Source organism: Streptomyces sp. NPDC048604 (genome assembly GCF_043199435.1).
In the GTDB taxonomy this organism is placed as follows: Bacteria; Actinomycetota; Actinomycetes; order Streptomycetales; family Streptomycetaceae; genus Streptomyces.
This window is the reverse complement of record NZ_JBICVX010000012.1, coordinates 155,421-171,927: the sequence shown is the minus strand read 5'-3', so window position 1 is coordinate 171,927 and position 16,507 is coordinate 155,421. Positions and strand designations below refer to the sequence as shown.

At 70.8% G+C, this 16,507-nt stretch carries 12 protein-coding genes; 6 read left to right on the top strand and 6 right to left on the bottom strand.

Features of this window, described 5'->3' with window-relative positions; genetic code table 11:
• Positions 1-663: 663 nt before the first annotated feature.
• The 3 genes from ACGFMM_RS24545 to ACGFMM_RS24535 form a co-directional block, all read right to left on the bottom strand.
• Positions 664-1,371 (bottom strand): SMI1/KNR4 family protein, encoded by a 708-nt coding sequence (locus tag ACGFMM_RS24545; protein ID WP_393648572.1) that lies wholly within the window; start codon positions 1,369-1,371, stop codon positions 664-666.
• Positions 1,372-1,895: 524 nt separating this feature from the next.
• Positions 1,896-2,609 (bottom strand): class F sortase, encoded by a 714-nt coding sequence (locus ACGFMM_RS24540; RefSeq protein WP_393648571.1) that lies wholly within the window; start codon positions 2,607-2,609, stop codon positions 1,896-1,898.
• A gap of 95 nt (positions 2,610-2,704) precedes the next feature.
• Complete coding sequence (locus ACGFMM_RS24535) at positions 2,705-3,217, bottom strand: hypothetical protein (RefSeq protein WP_393648570.1); 513 nt, start codon at positions 3,215-3,217, stop codon at positions 2,705-2,707.
• A 397-nt stretch (positions 3,218-3,614) separates the two neighbouring features.
• On the opposite strand from ACGFMM_RS24535, the gene ACGFMM_RS24530 reads away from it, so the two are divergent.
• Genes ACGFMM_RS24530 through ACGFMM_RS24520 form a run of 3 tightly spaced genes read left to right on the top strand, consistent with a single transcriptional unit; the run spans position 3,615 to position 10,962 of the window.
• Positions 3,615-9,245: an RHS repeat-associated core domain-containing protein gene (locus ACGFMM_RS24530; protein WP_393648569.1), complete on the top strand. Its 5,631-nt coding sequence runs from the start codon at positions 3,615-3,617 to the stop codon at positions 9,243-9,245.
• Entirely contained in the window at positions 9,245-9,826 is a 582-nt protein-coding gene (locus ACGFMM_RS24525; protein ID WP_393648568.1) for a hypothetical protein, read from the top strand. Before ACGFMM_RS24530 ends, ACGFMM_RS24525 begins: the two co-directional genes overlap by 1 nt.
• Positions 9,827-9,858: 32 nt before the next feature.
• The gene (locus ACGFMM_RS24520) at positions 9,859-10,962 is read left to right on the top strand and encodes a hypothetical protein (RefSeq protein WP_393648567.1); all 1,104 of its coding nucleotides are present in this window, start codon (positions 9,859-9,861) and stop codon (positions 10,960-10,962) included.
• Positions 10,963-10,998: 36 nt separating this feature from the next.
• Here ACGFMM_RS24520 and ACGFMM_RS24515 read toward each other — a convergent pair whose 3' ends face one another.
• Positions 10,999-11,823 (bottom strand): dienelactone hydrolase family protein, encoded by an 825-nt coding sequence (locus tag ACGFMM_RS24515; protein WP_393648566.1) that lies wholly within the window; start codon positions 11,821-11,823, stop codon positions 10,999-11,001.
• Between the two features lie 180 nt (positions 11,824-12,003).
• Positions 12,004-12,480, bottom strand: a complete 477-nt coding sequence (locus ACGFMM_RS24510) for a DUF2690 domain-containing protein (protein ID WP_393648565.1) — start codon at positions 12,478-12,480, stop codon at positions 12,004-12,006.
• A 154-nt stretch (positions 12,481-12,634) separates the two neighbouring features.
• Here ACGFMM_RS24510 and ACGFMM_RS24505 point away from each other — a divergent pair, with 154 nt between their 5' ends.
• Both ACGFMM_RS24505 and ACGFMM_RS24500 read left to right on the top strand, forming a co-directional pair.
• Positions 12,635-13,630 carry a DUF5937 family protein gene (locus ACGFMM_RS24505; RefSeq protein WP_393648564.1) on the top strand — a complete coding sequence of 332 codons (996 nt, stop codon included), beginning with the start codon at positions 12,635-12,637 and terminating at the stop codon, positions 13,628-13,630.
• Between the two features lie 104 nt (positions 13,631-13,734).
• Complete coding sequence (locus ACGFMM_RS24500) at positions 13,735-14,646, top strand: alpha/beta hydrolase family esterase (RefSeq protein ID WP_393648563.1); 912 nt, start codon at positions 13,735-13,737, stop codon at positions 14,644-14,646.
• Positions 14,647-14,745: 99 nt separating this feature from the next.
• On the opposite strand, the gene ACGFMM_RS24495 is transcribed toward ACGFMM_RS24500, so the two are convergent.
• Positions 14,746-15,003, bottom strand: a complete 258-nt coding sequence (locus tag ACGFMM_RS24495) for a hypothetical protein (protein ID WP_393648562.1) — start codon at positions 15,001-15,003, stop codon at positions 14,746-14,748.
• A gap of 286 nt (positions 15,004-15,289) precedes the next feature.
• On the opposite strand from ACGFMM_RS24495, the gene ACGFMM_RS24490 reads away from it, so the two are divergent.
• On the top strand, positions 15,290-16,387 hold the full coding sequence (locus ACGFMM_RS24490) for a MerR family DNA-binding transcriptional regulator (protein WP_393648561.1): 1,098 nt from the start codon (positions 15,290-15,292) through the stop codon (positions 16,385-16,387).
• Positions 16,388-16,507: the final 120 nt, after the last annotated feature.

Below are 16,507 nucleotides of genomic sequence, written 5' to 3'. Positions count from 1 at the left end.
GCGGCGGCATTCGGCTGAGCACTGCCGAGCCTGAGTACCGGTAGGCCTGCCAGAGGACGGGTAACCGGGGCAGACGCGGGTTCAGCAACCCAACGTGCCAGAGCTGGCCACCTCGCCCCTTCGGATACCTGAACCTCGTCAGTCGCCTGCGCGCGCCTGACCCGAGGGCCGCCGTCGCCGGCATCGGAGCCTCGTCGCCGTCCTGCACGCGCGTCGCCGGCGACGAGCCCAGGCGGTGGCCACGGCTCCCCGCAACACGAAGCGCTTCACTCCATGCGGCGCCTGGCCGACCGCCATCCGGGCAGGCAGTGTGCGGCTGCGGAAGCGCCGGTTCTACTGCAACAACAGCCTGTGCTCCCGCCCGACCGTGGCACTGCAGGTGCCGCGTCTGACGACGTGGTACCTGCGCCGAGGCAGTCCCACACCCGGACGGTGCAGACGCTCGAGCCGGCAGTCGGAGGCCGGTCAGGTGCCCGGCTCGCCGGGTACCTGCCGGAGCGGACGAGCCAGGACGTGATCCTTCGCGAGCTCCGGCGACTCCCGAACCCGCCGTCCTCCCAGGTCACGATGCCGGGTGCGCCCAGCCTCTCTCCTTGTCGAGATGACCTGGTCCGCTCTCCGGCTCTTTGCTCACCGTCCTGGACGCCGGCGTCGCGTCACCGGCTAGGAGTCGACCTCTGCGGGGAACGAGGGCGTTGCTCCCAGGGCAGTGCGCTCAGCACGGCGCAGCCAGTCGATGTACCAATACGCGAAGGTCACCGGCTTTCCGTCGCGGCCAAGGAGCGGTTCGAGGTCGGCGTCGTCCACACGGCAGTCCGACCAGATCGTGCCGCGGTGGCTGCCGCTGATGATCAGCCACTCCCGCTGGGCGCACCCCAGGTGGCAGATCACGATCGCACCGACTGTGCGCTCGGGGGCGAACATGACGGCTTCCCACCGCTCGTCCCATGCTTCGAAGGCGTCGTCGAACTCCTCGATCTCGTCGAATTCCTCTTCGTCGGGACGTTCAGCAAGGAGCGCGTCGACGATCTCGGGGTCCGGGCCCTCCTCGGGAAACGGCTCGGCAAGCCGGGACGGATCTGCCAGCTCGGCGCCGTCGCCCTCCCACCGCCAGCGGCCTTGCACTCTCCGCACCGGGAACACGCCATGGGCGGGACCAGCACCGCCCGCGCCGACACATAGGAGGAAGGTTCGGAACTCCTCCGGCAGCGTCACCTTCATCTGTGCCTCGAGCTCTGCGAGCTCGGCGTGGCTGAGTGGCTGCTCCAGAACCCATTTGTGCCCCAAGGCCCCGAACACGTCATTGCTCGCGGGGGATGCCCCCAAAGCCTCGACCCGTTGACGGATGCCCGCCCACTGCTGATCAGTCATGAGCAAAAGGTAGGTGCCGCCACCGACATTGACGTCGACGGGGCCTGGAAGCCCGGTGGGGCCAGTTCAAACCGTTCCTACCCGGGGCCAGACGAAGCCGTCACAGCGGGGCCAAGGAAGACCGTCCTGGACAAGCGCTCGCCGCATGGGTGCACGACTCCCCGGGTGCGTACGACAACGCAGGAGAGACAATCCCGCCTGACGGTGACTGGACCGTCATGGCCCGCGCCCTTCACGCAGCCACTCGCTACGAGTAGAACAGGGCGCGGCGCCACTCCGGTACATCACAAGATCAGTGACAGAGCCCGTTCATCCGTACCTGTCTGAGCACATTCGGGGCTCTGGCAAGAAGTTCGTAAGCGGAGATCATCTCTGTGACACGGTTGGTGTCCTGGCGATTGGCGGGGTCCGGTGCAAAGCCCTCGGCCAGGTCGCCGGCCCGCGGCGCACCCGACGCGGCCGCCGTGGCAGCCGCGTCGGCCGCGTCGGCGTTGCCAACGGCGTGATGGATCGCCGGCGCCGCGTCAGGCTTGTCGCTCGAGGTGGGCGAAGACCACGAGGTTCTCGGTGTAGTCCTTCGCCGTACGGTCATAGGCGCCGGCGCAGGTGATCAGCCGGACGAGGGCCGCGGGCGTGTCCGCGTAGACGCGCTCGTCGGGGAAGTCGTCCTTGCGGAAGCTTTCGACCGAGTCGACGACGAAGACAGCGGTGGTGCCGTCGGCGCGCTTGACCTCGAAGCGGTCCTTGGGAGCGAGTTCTGTGAGCCGCGCGAACACGGCCGGAGAGGTCGCGGTGTCGAGATGCCCCGCGATGAGTGCCGTGCCCCGCTCGCCCGGAGTGATCCCGGAAGTCTGCCAGCCGACAAGGTTCGTGTCGTCCGCGGGAGGCGCGTCCAAGGCGCCGGACGGCCCGATCGACAGCCCTGTGAACGGAGCGTCCACACCGATCTTGCCGATCTTCAGGCGCGTGGGAGCCGAGCGCGGCATCGCCGGACCGTTGAGCCGGGCAGGATCCCGGTCCCGGTTCCGGTCCGTCGGGGCAGGCGTGGATGCGGGAGCGCGCTCCGCCCCGGCAGCGGGGGGCTTCGACGGTTCCGCCGGGTCCTCTCCCGGCAGGCCGGGTCCGAAGACGAGGAACAACGTGACCAGGAGCAACGTCCAGAACGCGGTGGCGACGCCCCACCGCCGGATGCGCCGGGAGAGAGGCGCGCCGGGTGAGACGTCCGGTCGATTCGACACCAGAGGCACCTTTCGAAGGCGGGGCAGCAGGCCGGTCGGAGAGACGGAACCGGACGCGGGGGCACCAGGGCTGGTGCCCCCGCGTCCGGGATGACTCACGCCCCGGTGCCGGCCGCCTGCTTCCGGCGGTACATGACGAATGCGGCGAGAGCGCCGGCGACCACCACGCCGCCGGTCACGTTCGTACCGGTGCCCGCGAGACTGCCGCCGCCGGTGTGCATGCCGCCCTTGGGCTTCTCGTGGTCCTTGCCCCAGTCCTTCTTGTCCTTGTCCTTCTCCCAGTCGCCCTCACCGACCAGCGACAGCGCGCCGGAGCCGGTGTGCACGCCGCCCTTCGGCTTGTCCTTGTCCCAGTGCTTCTTGTCCTTGTCCTTCTCCCAGTCGCCCTCACCGACCAGCGACAGCGCACCCGAACCGGTGTGCACACCGCCCTTCGGCTTGTCCTTGCCCCAGTCCTTCTTGTCCTTGCCCTTCTCCCAGTCCTTCTGGCTGTGGGAGGAGCTGTCCTTGCCGTGGTCATCTGCGGTGGCGGCGTAGGCCCCGGGTGCGGCGAGGGCCAGCGTGCCGGCTGCGGCGATCGTTGCGTACAGAATGCGGGCAGAGCGCATCGGTGTCTTCCTTCCGTCGCCTGCGACGGCTGACTGAACGTCGGCTTCTCGACCGCGGCGACATGTTCCACCGTCAGGTCCCGCCACGTCGTGCACCACTTGAGATAGTGCATCCGTGAAAACCGGGTGCTGCATCCACCCCGCGAGACCGTCAGGACGGCCTCCAGGACTGCGGGTTGCGGGCACCACGCCGCCCGGCCGTCAGCGCCGGCAAGGGGCGGGGTTCGAGGCCACGGAGAGGTCCTGTCGCAGATGTCGAATCCGGCAGACGGAGCGGCGTCCGGGCCCACATAGCGATCACCCAGCGCGTCGTCACCCATCGCTACGATCAGTCACCTAGTGTGACTGATCGAGTCATATGCCAATCCCTGTGCGTGCGTCGAGGGAGCGAGCCTCCATGCCCCGGTTCCGGATCGCCTGCGTCGTCGCGGTCGCGCTGTGCCTGCTCGCGCCCGCCGCGGAGGCCGCTGCCGGTCGCACCGGCGTTTCCGTCGCCCCGGAGCGGTCGGCGTGGTCGGTTCGTTGGAAGCCGGAGCCGGGGCGGCACCGCGGACGGCTCGTTCCGTCGGACGTTCCCGTTCCGCACCGCGAGCCCGCCTACCGCCCGCCCGCGGGGACATCCGCGACGGCGGACGGGCGCCCGCGCTCCGCCTCGTCCCCCGCGTCGGATGCTCTCGGGCTGGAGAAGTTCCGCCAGTACACCCAGGTGCCGGTCGGAGCGGGTGCCGCGCTCATGGTCGAGGCAGCCACCGGGAACGCCGTGCTCGGCTGGAACCTCTTCGCCAACCCGTCTCTCGGACCGGCAGCGTTTCTGCGGGTGACGTACAACAGTCATGACACGCGGGGCAGTTCGGCGGCGGGTCCGGGCTGGTCGGTCGCGGCCGCGGGGCTGAGTCGGCTCGGCACGCCGCTGGCCTTCGGTCCGACAGCACGGGGCGGGGCGGGTCTGCCCGCGACGGTCCGGCTCGTCGACGGAGACGGGACCGGCCATGTCTTCCGGCTCGACCGCCACGGCAGCGACGACCCGGCCGCCTGGGACTACGCGCACCCGCCGGGCGTCCACCTGCACCTGCAGCGCACCGGCGGCAGGGACCGGGCCTGGTCGTTCACCCGCCCCGACCGTACCCAGTTCTTCTACGCAGTCGACGGCCGGCCGACCGCGATCGTCGACCGCAACGGCAACACCCTGCGGTTCAGGTACGGCACCGGCCGGGATCACGGGCCGGATCAGGTCCTGGACGCCTCGGGGCGCGTCGTCCTGACCCTCGATCACCTGCGGGCGGGCGACGCGTACGAGTATCTCCCCGTCGGCGCGGACTCCGTGCGCACGGGCCGCGTGGCGGCCGGGAGTCCGCACGTCGGACGGCTCCGCGCGGTCGTCGACGTCTCCGGGCGCCGTGTGGAGTTCCGCTACGACGCGCAGGGGCGCCTTGCCCGCATCACCGACGCCGCGGGCACCGCCGCGGAACGCTCCCTGAGCCTCGCACACCTCACCCCTCAGAACGGCGCCCCGGCCCTTCTGCACCGGGTGTCGGACCCGTTGGGCCACGCCACGCAGCTGGACTACACGGACCCGTCCGTCGGCCCCGCACGGGTGCGCGGCGTCACCGACCGACGCGGCCACACCACCCGTTTCGCGTGGGCGGCGGCGAAGCGGAACCGCACGGCGGACTCCCCCGCGCGCACCGCCGACACCATGACGGTCACCGACGCCGCCGGGCACCCGACCGCGTACACCGTGGACGGGTTCGGCCGGGCGCTGCGCTCCCGCGACGCCAAGGGCGGCATCACCCGGCTCCGCTGGGACGCCGACCACAACGTCGTCGAGCAGCGGGAGGCCAACGGCGCCCGCACCACCTGGACGTACGACCACGCCACCGGCTACCCGCTCACCATCACCGATCCCGTCGCGAACACCCGCGACGGAGCGTCCACCGGCCTCAGCTACCGCACGGCGCTCGGCGGTCATGTCGCCGATCTCGTCGAGAAGGTGACTCCGGAGGGCCGGCGGTGGACGTTCGGCCACGACGCCGCGGGAAATCTCGTACGGCTCGCCGACCCGCGCTGCAACGCGGAGGGCGGGAAGCCGGACCGCTGCACCGCCCGGCACGTGTACGACTCCGCCGGCCGGCTGCTGGAGTCCGTGGACGCCCGCCACAGCAGCACGAAGTTCGCCGACCACGACCCGACCGGCTCTCCCCGGCGCATCATCGACGCCCTCGGTCACACCACCGCCTTCCGGTACGACGCAGTCGGCAACGTCCTGGCCGTCACCGACGCGTCCGGCGCCACCAGCACCTACGGCTACGACGTCCGCGGCCGTCCGCTGGAGTCCCGTCAGCCCGTCGACCGGGCCGCCGGCCGCTACGCCGTGACTCCTCCTCCTGTCTACGACCGCAACGACAACGTGCTCCGTTCCACCTCCCCGAGCGGTGCCGTCACCACCCTGGGCTACGACGCGGGAGACCTCATGGTGTCCGCCCGGGAGCCCAAGGACCGGGCGGAGGACCCCGAACGACTCACCACCTACGTGTACGACCCGGTCGGCAACCTGGTCCGCAGCACCTCGCCGAAGGGCACGCTGACACCTGCCCCGGACGACTTCACCACCCGGATCGCCTACGACGAGCTCCACCAGGTCGTCGAGCAGCGCGACGCGCTGGGCGGCCGGACCACCTTCCGCTACGACGCGGTCGGGAACACCGTCGCCCAGTGGGACGCGCGCACCAACACGCTGAAGGAGCCGCACGCGCCGACCACCCGCACCGTCTACGACCTCGCCCGCCGCGCCGTCGCCGTCACCGACGCGGCGGGAGCCGTGCAGCGGCAGGTCCACGACCGGGACGGTCATGTCGTGCGCACCGTCGACGCACTCGGCAACGAGACCCACCTGACGCTCGACGCCCTCGGGGCTCCCGTCGAGGTCAGGGTTCCGCACCGGCGCACCGCCGACGGCTCCGTCGAGTACCGCACGACTCGATACGTCTACGACGAGGCCGGCAATCGGACGAAGGTGTACTCGCCCCGTGCCGTCACGGAGGACAAGGAGAGCCTCGCCGAGGTCTCCGTGTTCGACGCCGTCGGCCGGCTGGTGGAGCGCCGCCTTCCCTACGACCCGTCGCACCCCCGGGTCGACCGGCCGGACGTCCTCACCTACGCGTACGACGCGGTCGGCCGTCTCGTCCGGGCGGGGGCGCCGGCGCCGCAGGGCAGTCCCTCCCCCGGCGCGACGGTCGTCACCCATTTCGACAACGGCTGGGTGCGGACGAGCACCGACCCGTGGCAGGTCCGCACGGAGTACGACTACGACCCCATGGGCCACCAGACGAGCCGCACGCTGACCGGGGACGGCGGCTCCTTCCGGGAGATGCACTGGCAGTACACGGCCGACGGACGCATTCTGAGCCGCCGGGACCAGGGCGCCCCGGTCGGCTCGGACACGATCCTCGTCGACGACTCCGACCTCGGCCGCACGACCGTCATCGGCTCCTGGGCCCCGCAGTCCACCGGGGGCTGGGGCAACCGCTTCGTCCGCCACGAACCGGGCGTCGGTACGGCCGCCTTCACCTGGAACGCCCTCGTGCCGACCGGCGGCACGTACGAGGTCCTCGCCCACGTGCCCGCCGGCGCGACGGCGGAACGCGCCGCCTACACCGTCGAACACGACGACGGCACGGCGACGGTGACGGTGGACCAGAAGGAGGCCGCCGGCGGATGGGCGTCGCTGGGGCGCTGGTCGTTCGACGACGAGAAGGTCCGCCGTGTCACCCTCACGGGCGCGTCCGGCGAAGCCGTGCTGGCCGACGCCGTCCGGCTCGTCCGGGACAATCCCGGGGTCGAGAAGGACCGGAAGGCCTTCCGGTACGACTACGACCCCGACGGCAACCTCGTCGCCATGCACGACGCCGGGCTCCGCCGCCAGATCGCGAAGTACACCGTCGCCCACGACGAACTGGGGCGCCCCACGACCATCGGCGAGTACGCCGCCCCTGGCGATCCGGAGCCCCGGCACACCACGACGTACCGCTACGACCCCAACGGCAACCCGACCCGGCGGACGTACGACGCGGAGGAGTCGACGTTCGAGTACGACGAGCGGGAGCTGCTCCGATCCGCCGTCACCAGGCCCGAGGCCGGCGGGGGAAAGACGACCACCACGACGTTCACCCGGGATCTCCTGGGACGTCTCGACCAGCAGGTCAAGGACAACGGCAACGTCCTGCACCACACCTACCACCTCGACGGCCTGCCCCGGCAGATCGAGGAGAAGAAGTCCGACGGCACGCTCGTCGCCCGGCACGAGCTGGAGTACACCCCCGACGGCCACCGACGCCGCGACGCGGCGCGCACCATGGACGCCGACGACCACGGCGCCCATCGCGACGTCACCTCGACGTTCGACTACGATCCGCGCAGCCGGATCGAGAAGGTCGTCAAGACCGGGCACGGCGGCGAGCGCACCGAGGAGTACCACCACGACTCGGGCAGCAACGTCGTGCACCAGACGGTCGACGGCCGGACCACCAGCTTCCGCTACGACCGCGACCGGCTGATCTCGGCGAGCGCGTCCGGCGCCACCGCCTCGTACCACTACGACCCGTTCGGCCGCCTCGGCCGGGTGACCCAGGCCGGTCGCGAGACCGAGAAGTACGCCTACGACGGCTTCGACCGGCTCGTACGGCACCACGCCCCCACCGGCGCCGGCCCGCAGACCTCCCTGACCGAGTACACCTACGACCCGCTGGACCGCCGGGTCACCACCGAGGCCAAGGGCGAGACGACCGTCTCCCACTACGTCGGCCTGACCGACCGGCTGCTCTCCGAGGAGGTCGACGGCAAGAAGCGGGCCCGCTACGAGTACGGGCCCGGCGGCGAGCGCCTCTCCCAGACGAAGCCGAGGACGGAGGGCGGAGCCGAACAGGAGACGACCTACTTCGGCTACGGATCCCGCGGTGACGTCGAGACGCTCACCGACGAGTCCGGCGACACCAAGGCGACCTACGGCTACACGGCCTACGGGCAGAACGACGCGAAGGCCTTCACGGGCGTCGACCGGCCCGACCCGGCACAGCCCGACAAGAAGCCGTACAACGTCCACCGGTACAACGCCAAACGGTGGGACGCCCGCACCGGCACGTACGACATGGGGTTCCGCGACTACCGGCCGGAGCTGAACCAGTTCCTCTCCCGGGACATGTACAACGGGGCCCTGTCCGACCTCCGTCTGACCACCGATCCGTGGACAGCGAACCGCTACGCCTTCGCGGGCGGCAACCCCGTCAGCAACGTGGAGATCGACGGCCACGACTTCTTCGACTTCCTCTCGGATGTCGGCGAGGTCGCCATGGACACCCTCGAACTCGCCGCCGACGTCCTGGAAGGCGTGGTGGGCGGCGCCGCCGTGGTGGGCGGCGGGCTGATGATCGCGACCGGCGCGGCCGCCTGCGGGCTCACCGCGCCCCTGCTCGCCACCGGCGTCGGCGCGCTTGCGACGGCCGGGTCGTGCGCCGCGGGCGCGGGCGCCGCGGCCGCCGGGGTGGGAGTGGCGGGCATCGGGTTCGGCATGATCATGCACGGCGGGTCCGAGTTCGGCTCCGACCTGAACCGCATGATGTCGGAGTCGCGGGGACCGGGCGGAGGCGCCAAGGACGAACCCTTCCGCAATCGGATGCCCAAGACTCGCGACGAGGAACTCGCCACCGCCAATCGGCTCGGCGTACAGCCACTGACACCGGGAACCAAGGATTTCGACGACCTCCTCGACACCGGGGAGCAGCTCAAGTGGGCGGTGTTGGAGGACGGACGCCTGGTCGTCGTGCCGAAGTTCGTCAAGGGCGAAGAGATCTCGCACGCGGTCCTCAGCGGAGGCGATCCCGTACGCGCGGCGGGAGAGGCTCAGATCGTCGGCTCGCAGGGCCAGTACTGGGGCACCCACATCGACAACCACAGCGGCCACTTCCAGCCGTCGTTGGAAAGCCTGGAGATCGGCAAGGAAGCGTTCCGGAAGTTCGGGGTGGTGGGATTCTGATGACCATGGCCCTCGGCATGCGCGAACTGAACGACCTCGCCCCCTGGGAACTGACCGAACGGCTCGGATCGGGGGAACGGATCGCCGTCGCCGGATCGCCGCATGATCCGAGTTCCGCCACGAACCAGTGGCTGGCGCTGATCACGATGCTGACGCAGCGTGCGGTCGCGCACGCCAGGACGGACGACGGATCGGAGGTACGCGACTACGCGGTCGCGGTCGACGTCCTCCTGGACCGGGCCGAGGCGTCGGGTGCCGTGTCGCACGACGAATGTCTCGTGCGCCGGCTGAACCTCACGTCGCTGCTGCTGCGGCTGCGCCCGACGGACCGGACACCCGGCGTCCGGCTGCTCGATCCCGAGGACGCCGCCCGGACGTTTCTGGAGGAGGCGGGGATGCCCCTGTCCGAGGCGCGTGCATCGGCCCGGGACTGGCGTTCCCGCACGCTCCCGGAAATCCGTGCGCTGCGGCGGCTGAAGAACCTCCTCGGTCCGGTCGCCGACCTCCGTCCGCGGCTGGAGCCCGGTCCGCTCGGCGAGGAGGTCGGCGCCTGGCTCGCGTTGAGGCCGGAGCTGCCGTGAAGAGATCACCGACCCGAGGACAGAGGTGGAGCATGAGAAGACAGACCGTGAGAGCGGCGGTGCTGATGGGCGTCGTGGCGGCCGCGGCCGGTGCGGTGCAGGGGGCCGGTGCGGCGACCGCCGGCGAACCGCCCCACGCGGCCCACGGAACGGCCCGTTTCGCCTCCGTCGTCGATCAGGCACAGCGGAAGGTCTACGTCAGCACGGGCCCGTCCGCCTCGGCGATCGACGTCTACGGCTACGACGGCCGGCTGCAGCAGACAGTCGAGCATCTGCCCGGGGCCTCCGGGCTGGTCCTGAGCGAGGACGGCACGACGCTCTACGTGGCGCTCGCCGCTGCGGACGCCATCGTGGCGCTCGACACCGCGACCCTCACCGAGAAGGACCGCCACCCGACCGGAGCCCACACCTGTCCGACCCGGCTCACCCGTACCGGGACCGACGTCTGGTTCGGCTACGGATGCGACGCCTGGACGGGCGCGATCGGCCGGCTGGACGACGCGAGCCAGCCGGCCAAGGTGACGCTCGACCAGCAGGTTCCGCCCGAGGAACTCGCCACGGACCCGCGGCGATTCGAACGGGCCCCGCTCCTCGCGACGAGCCGGCCCGCGCCCGGGTCGTCCACAGCGCCGATCCTGGTGGCGAGCCAGCCCCACATCAGCCCGGTGAACGTCCGGGTCTACGAGGTGAAGGACGGCGCGCTCGTCCCGGGTGTACGCGAGGACCGGGGCGGCAGCAACCTCACCGACCTCGCGGTCAGCCCCGGTGGGTCGACGCTGTACACGGCCGCCGGGTCGCAGGACCGCGTCGACGGCTTCGCGACCGCGGACCTGTCCGGTAAGGGCGTGTGGCACACCGGGCAGTCGCCCACGGCGGTGGCCGCCTCCCCGGACGGCCACCACCTGGCGAGCGGCACGCACACGTCCCGGGGCAACGGCGCCTCCGTCGTCCTCCACCCGCTGGTCAACGGCGCGCGGGAGATCCGCTACCGGGTCCCACGCGACCACCGGCTCGCCGACCGGGGGCTCTCCTGGTCGGCGGACGGGACGGCGCTGGCGATCGTCTCGTACGACGCGGCGCACCGGACCGCCGTCCAGGTCGTCGAGCCGCCACGCGGCGAGGCGGCCGGGGGCTGAGGGTTGCGCCGGTCCGAGTCCCGGTCTGTGTCCCGGTCAGGAGTCGGTGACAAGGAGTCGGGAGCGGAAGTGCTCGAGCACCTGATCGAGAGCCTCACGGGTGGGCTCGCCGGGCTCGTCGATCAGGTGCTCCGTGAGCACCGAGTGCGGCGGCAGCGGGCTGTCGCCGTTCGCCGCGCCGGCGTCCAGTTCGATCCCGATGAACGCCTCGCCGAGCTTCTCCCTCAGCAGCGCGAAGCGCCCGCCGGGGGCGAGCTTGTCGCCGCGAAAGCGCAGGCCGAGCACGGTCAGGCCGGCCTCGCAACGCTGTTGGACGATGCGCATGTCGGCGGGTGAGATGTCCAGGGAGCGGCGGTTGCGGGCGGTGACGGCGAACGGAAGCGACGGCTGGCTCAGCACCGGGGCGAGCAGGCGTTCGTCCGTGGCCATGGCGAGGGCGTATCCGCCGGTGAAGCACATGCCGACCGCGCCCACGCCCGGACCGCCGCAGCGCTCGTGCTCGCGGACCGCCAGTGCGCGCAGCCAGGTCACGACGGGAGAGGTCCGGCCGGCCGCGAGGATGGTGAACTCCCGGCTGACACAGACCTGGCCGAGCGCACGCAGCCCGGTCATCACGGCGCCGGCCTTCCCGTGCGCCGCGGGATGGGGGTCGCGTCCGGCGACGCCGAACAGGTCGGGCAGCACGGCGGTGCATCCGATGTCCCGCACCTTCCTCGCGAACCCGGCCACCTTCGGCGTGATGCCCGGGATTTCGGCCATGACGATCACGGCCGGCCCGGTGCCGGACCGCAGGACGTCGTGCGAGCGGCCTTCGTGGGTGAACCGTTCCCTGTCGAAATCCGTCAGCGCGTCGTCGCTCACGTGCCCCCCTTGATCTCCAGCCCGGTACCGAATCCTGAGAACGAGCCGAGCCTACCGGTCGGTAGGGTCGCCATGAGGGTGTTCGCGACGCAGGGCTGCAGGCGATGTCGGCACCGAGGGTGAACCCGACCCGGCCACTCCCCCGTGGTGGCCGGGTGCGGGCGCCCTGGTGAGGGCCGGTCAGTAGTTGCCGGTCCGGCCCGTGTAGACGTACGTGCTGCCGTCGTACAGGCCGTACGCGTAGCTGGTGACGTTATGGTCGCCGACCATCGCCGTGTAGCAGGAGCCCCCGTTGTACGGCACGGTGCACTGGTACGACCGGCCGTCGCTGTTGCGGATGATCTTCGTGTGCGGGGCCGCCGCGTTGTTCACGTCGTAGTACCCCTTCGACATGCGTGCCCAGATCGCCTCGCACGACGGCGAGTACCGCAGCTCCACGACCCGGTACCCGCTGCCCGACGGCAACGAGAAGCTGCCCACGGTGCGGGCGTCGCCCTGGCAGTAGGCCGCCGGGTCCTTGCCGTCGCACCCGGTGTGCCAGCAGCCTCCCGTCGCCCCGGCGGGCGCCGCCTGCGCGGACGGAGGAAGGGCGACGAGGAGGGCGGAGGCCACCGCGGTGACGGCGAGGCTCCGGCGGATCGTGTCACGTGCGTTCATGGGCGTTCTCCCGTTCGGAGGGGGCGGGTCCCCCTGCGCTCTCCGAGGATGCGCGGACGCCGGCGAGCGCCACCACGATTAAGGCTCAGCCGAAATGTTCGCGACGAGCTCGACGGACAATTCGCCCGTACCGCCAGGGAGTTATGCTCCGCGCATGATCGATATACGGCTGGGCGCCGACGACCTGACGCGCGTACGCTTCGCCCGGTCGCCACTCGAGGAGCTGATCCACAGCATCCCGGTGCTGGCAGGAACCCGCGGCTCGGCATTGCACCGGCCGTGGGTGTCCATGACCCGGCCGCGGGTGGCCGGACTGGACCTGGGCGTACTTCTCGCCCTGACCCGTGGGCCGCGCATTCTGCCCGACTTCCTCGCACCGGAACCGGACCGGCTCACCGGGACACTGGCCGACGAACTCGACGCGATCGAGGCGACCGCGCCGGAGGAGGTGGTCCGGTCGCTTGAGGAGATGCGGCCGGACTGGCCGGACGGCCTGCTCCCCGCCGAACTGCGGCCCTTGTACGAGCGTCCCGCACGCGAACTCGGACGGCTGACGACCGCCATGCGGGCCTACTGGGCGGCCGCGATCGAGCCCGTCTGGCCCCGGCTGCGCGCCCTGCACGACGCCGATCTGGAGCATCGGGCCCAGCAGCTCACCACCGGCGGGCTGGCCGCGGTCTTCGCCAACCTGCACCCGGGGGCCGAGTTCGAGAACGGACTGCTGCGCATCGACAAGCCGCAGCTCACGGCGGTGCGCGACGCGTCCGGGACGGGGCTGGTACTGGTGCCGTGCTCGTTCGCCTGGCCGAAGCTGCTGGTGCTGTACAACGAGCCGTACCAGCCCACACTCACCTACTCGCCGCGCGGCATCGGCACGCTGTGGGAGAACACCCCGCAATCCGAGCGCGAGCCCCTGGGCGAACTGCTCGGCCGAAACCGGGCAGCCCTGCTGGCACACCTGGACCTGCCGACGTCCACCACTCAGTTGGCGGCCTACCTGGGCGTGAGCCCGGCCGCCGTCAGCCAGCACATGGCGGTACTGCGACGCGCCCGCCTGGTCACCTCGCGCCGCACCGGCCGCTGGGTACTGCACCAGCGCACCCCGCTGGCGTCCGAACTACTGGCGGCCTCGGGTCCCGACGGGGCCTGAGACTCGGACGCAAGGCGACTCCTGGCCGCGCAAGCCGCGGCGTACTCATCGCAGAACCATCCATTCCTCTGGACCACCCCTCGCACCGCTGCCACCATGCTGCGATGCGGATACGCCCCTTACAGATCTCCGCACTGGCCCTGCTCCTCACAGCGGCCGGCTGCGGCGCGAACACCGACGACGGCGGCAACGGCGGAGAGAAGCCCCGGAAGCCTTCGGCGACGCAGCCGGCGAAGGAAACGCCACGCCCGGGCGATCAGAAGGTCACCATGACGTGGAAGGGCGAGCAACGCGTCTACACGGTGCACGCGCCGCCCGGCTACTCGCCGGCCAAGCGCCTGCCCCTGGTCGTGGTCATGCACCCGTACCCGGCCGACGGCGCGTACGCGGCACAGCTGACCGGCTTCAACGCCAAGGCCGACGAGGAAGGCTTCCTCGTGGCCTATCCGGACGGAGTGGATCAGGGCTACAACGCCCTCGTCTGCTGCGGCAACGAGGACGACGTCGGCTTCATCGGCTCGTTGACGAAGCGCCTCGTCGACACGTGGAAGGCCGACCCCCGGCGCATCTACGCCACCGGCATCTCCAACGGCGGGGACATGTCCTTCAAGCTCGCCGTCGAACTCCCCGGCACTCTGGCCGCGATCGCACCGGTGAGCGGCGGCTACATCGGTGCGCCCGCGCAGGATCCCACATACCTGCCGAAGACCCCGGTGTCCGTGATCACCTTCGTCGGTGGCGCGGACAAGTACCGACCCGACTTCGAGCAGGGAATCAAGTCCTGGTCGGAACGCCTGGGCTGCAAAGCGAGGCGACCCGAGAACGTCAAGGGCAAGACCACCCGAACGCGGGCCGAGTGCCGCGACAAATCTGTGGTCACGACCTACCGCCTCCCGGACATGGGCCACAACTGGCCGGGCAGCAAGGACCTGACGATGGGCGAAACGACGACGGGCCTCGACGCGACCGACCTCATCTGGGAGTTCTTCGAGGCACACCCGAAGGCGTCACCCTGACCGCAGGAGCAGCCGGCGCGGCACTTCCATGATGGAGTGGCCCTCGGCGCACTCCAGCACAATCATGCCCAACTGGCGACGAATCTCCGACTCAGATCACTAGATGACGTTGTGCGAGAAGAATGTGTGGGGGCAGTTGGCACACTTACCGTCATCGCCGCCGCTCTTCCACCCCTCGCATGCGACGCAGATCAGGCAGTTGATGGTGTCCAGGCCGGTCACCAGCCCCGCGTTCTCCAGGCGGGACCGGGCCCTTTTGTGCACCTCATCCAATTGACGCTGAAGCGGCTCCAGGTCGTCCGCGTTCTCCTTCAGCGCCTGCTTCTGAGCTTCGGTCAGGTCGGTGGTGAAACCCACTGTCCTGCCTCCCTTCGCAAGAGGATTTCTCTGTCCAATCCCATTGTCATCCGGGCGGGGTGGGCGGGCATCCGGGACAATATTCGATCGCGGTCAACTATTTCCCCGGTAAACGAAGAAGAATCAACGACGTCCGTACAGCCCGGGGCTGTCACATCCGGCGGGTCTCCGCGGTCTCCGCTGCAGGGAGCGACCGATGAAGGGGACACCGATGTCCACGACCGGGCTTGACCCTCACGTGGCGTCAGGCTGAATAGTCGGGACTGTGGAAGATCATCACTGGACTGTGGGACGTGTGGCCGAGTTGGCCGGGGTGAGCGTCCGCACGCTGCATCACTATGACGAGATCGGGCTCGTCCGGCCGTCGGCGCGGACCCCTGCGGGGTACCGGGCCTATTCGGCGGGCGACGTGGAGCGGCTGCGGGAGGTGCTGGCCTATCGGCGATTGGGCTTCGGGCTACGGGAGGTCGCCGAACTGGTCGGCGATCCGTCCGCCGACGCGGTCGCGCACCTGCGCCGGCTGCGCGGTCTGCTGTTGGAGCGGCGTGATCGCGCCGACGCCATGGTGGCGGCTATCGACAGGGAACTCGCGGCACGGGCGAAGGGGCTGAAGGTGACGCCGGAGAAGCAGCTGGAGATGCTCGGTGCACGGCTGTACGACGCGATCGGTGGTGCCTACCCGGCGACGCGTCGTACCGAGCCGCGGATCGCCGCACAGATCCGGGACGCGCTCGGGGACGCGCGTACGGTGCTGAACGTCGGGGCCGGCACCGGGTCCTACGAGCCTGTCGACCGCGACGTGACCGCGGTGGAGCCCTCGGCGGTCATGCGGGGGCAGCGGCCTGCCGGCTCGGCGCCGTGTGTGGCGGCCGCCGCGGAGCGCCTGCCGTTCGCGGACCGGTCGTTCGACGTCGCGATGGCCGTCTCCACCGTTCATCACTGGGGTGACCCGATTGCGGGGCTCCGCGAGATGCGGCGCGTGGCCCGCCGCGTGGTGGTGCTCACGTTCGACACGGACGAGCCCGGATGGCAGGACCGGTTCTGGCTCACCCGCGACTACCTGCCCGAGTTCGCCGCCGTCCTCGCGAAGTTTCCCTCGCTCGCCGGGATGGCCGACGCGATCGGCGCCCGCGCCGAGCCGGTGCCCGTTCCGTGGGATTGCGCCGACGGTCTGTTCGAGGCGTACTGGCGCCGGCCGGCGGCGTATCTGGAGGAGCACGTGCGTCGTGCGATGTCGGTGTGGACGAGAGTGGGGCCGGAGGCCGAGCGGCGCGCGGTGCGCAGCCTCGGCGACGACCTCCGCTCCGGCCGGTGGGCCGAGCGCAACAGCGAGCTCGCCGACCTCGACGCCGCAGATCTAGGCCTCCGCCTGCTCACGGCGTGAAACGCACCGACGAGCGGCTGCACGAGGGGGCGGTACCCACGCTGGTGTCCAGTCGGGTGATGTCCGGGTGCGGGACAGCCTCGTTCGCCGGGCTCGGCAGCAGGGCGTTCGTACGCTGAG

What these genes read in the sequence shown, in the direction of transcription:
- ACGFMM_RS24545 (WP_393648572.1), bottom strand. Translation starts at nt 1,371, where the DNA reads ATGACTGATCAGCAGTGGGCGGGCATCCGTCAACGGGTCGAGGCTTTG.
- ACGFMM_RS24510 (WP_393648565.1), bottom strand. Translation starts at nt 12,480, where the DNA reads ATGAACGCACGTGACACGATCCGCCGGAGCCTCGCCGTCACCGCGGTG.
- ACGFMM_RS24525 (WP_393648568.1), top strand. Translation starts at nt 9,245, where the DNA reads ATGACCATGGCCCTCGGCATGCGCGAACTGAACGACCTCGCCCCCTGG.
- ACGFMM_RS24535 (WP_393648570.1), bottom strand. Translation starts at nt 3,217, where the DNA reads ATGCGCTCTGCCCGCATTCTGTACGCAACGATCGCCGCAGCCGGCACG.
- ACGFMM_RS24530 (WP_393648569.1), top strand. Translation starts at nt 3,615, where the DNA reads ATGCCCCGGTTCCGGATCGCCTGCGTCGTCGCGGTCGCGCTGTGCCTG.
- ACGFMM_RS24505 (WP_393648564.1), top strand. Translation starts at nt 12,635, where the DNA reads ATGATCGATATACGGCTGGGCGCCGACGACCTGACGCGCGTACGCTTC.
- ACGFMM_RS24500 (WP_393648563.1), top strand. Translation starts at nt 13,735, where the DNA reads ATGCGGATACGCCCCTTACAGATCTCCGCACTGGCCCTGCTCCTCACA.
- ACGFMM_RS24520 (WP_393648567.1), top strand. Translation starts at nt 9,859, where the DNA reads ATGAGAAGACAGACCGTGAGAGCGGCGGTGCTGATGGGCGTCGTGGCG.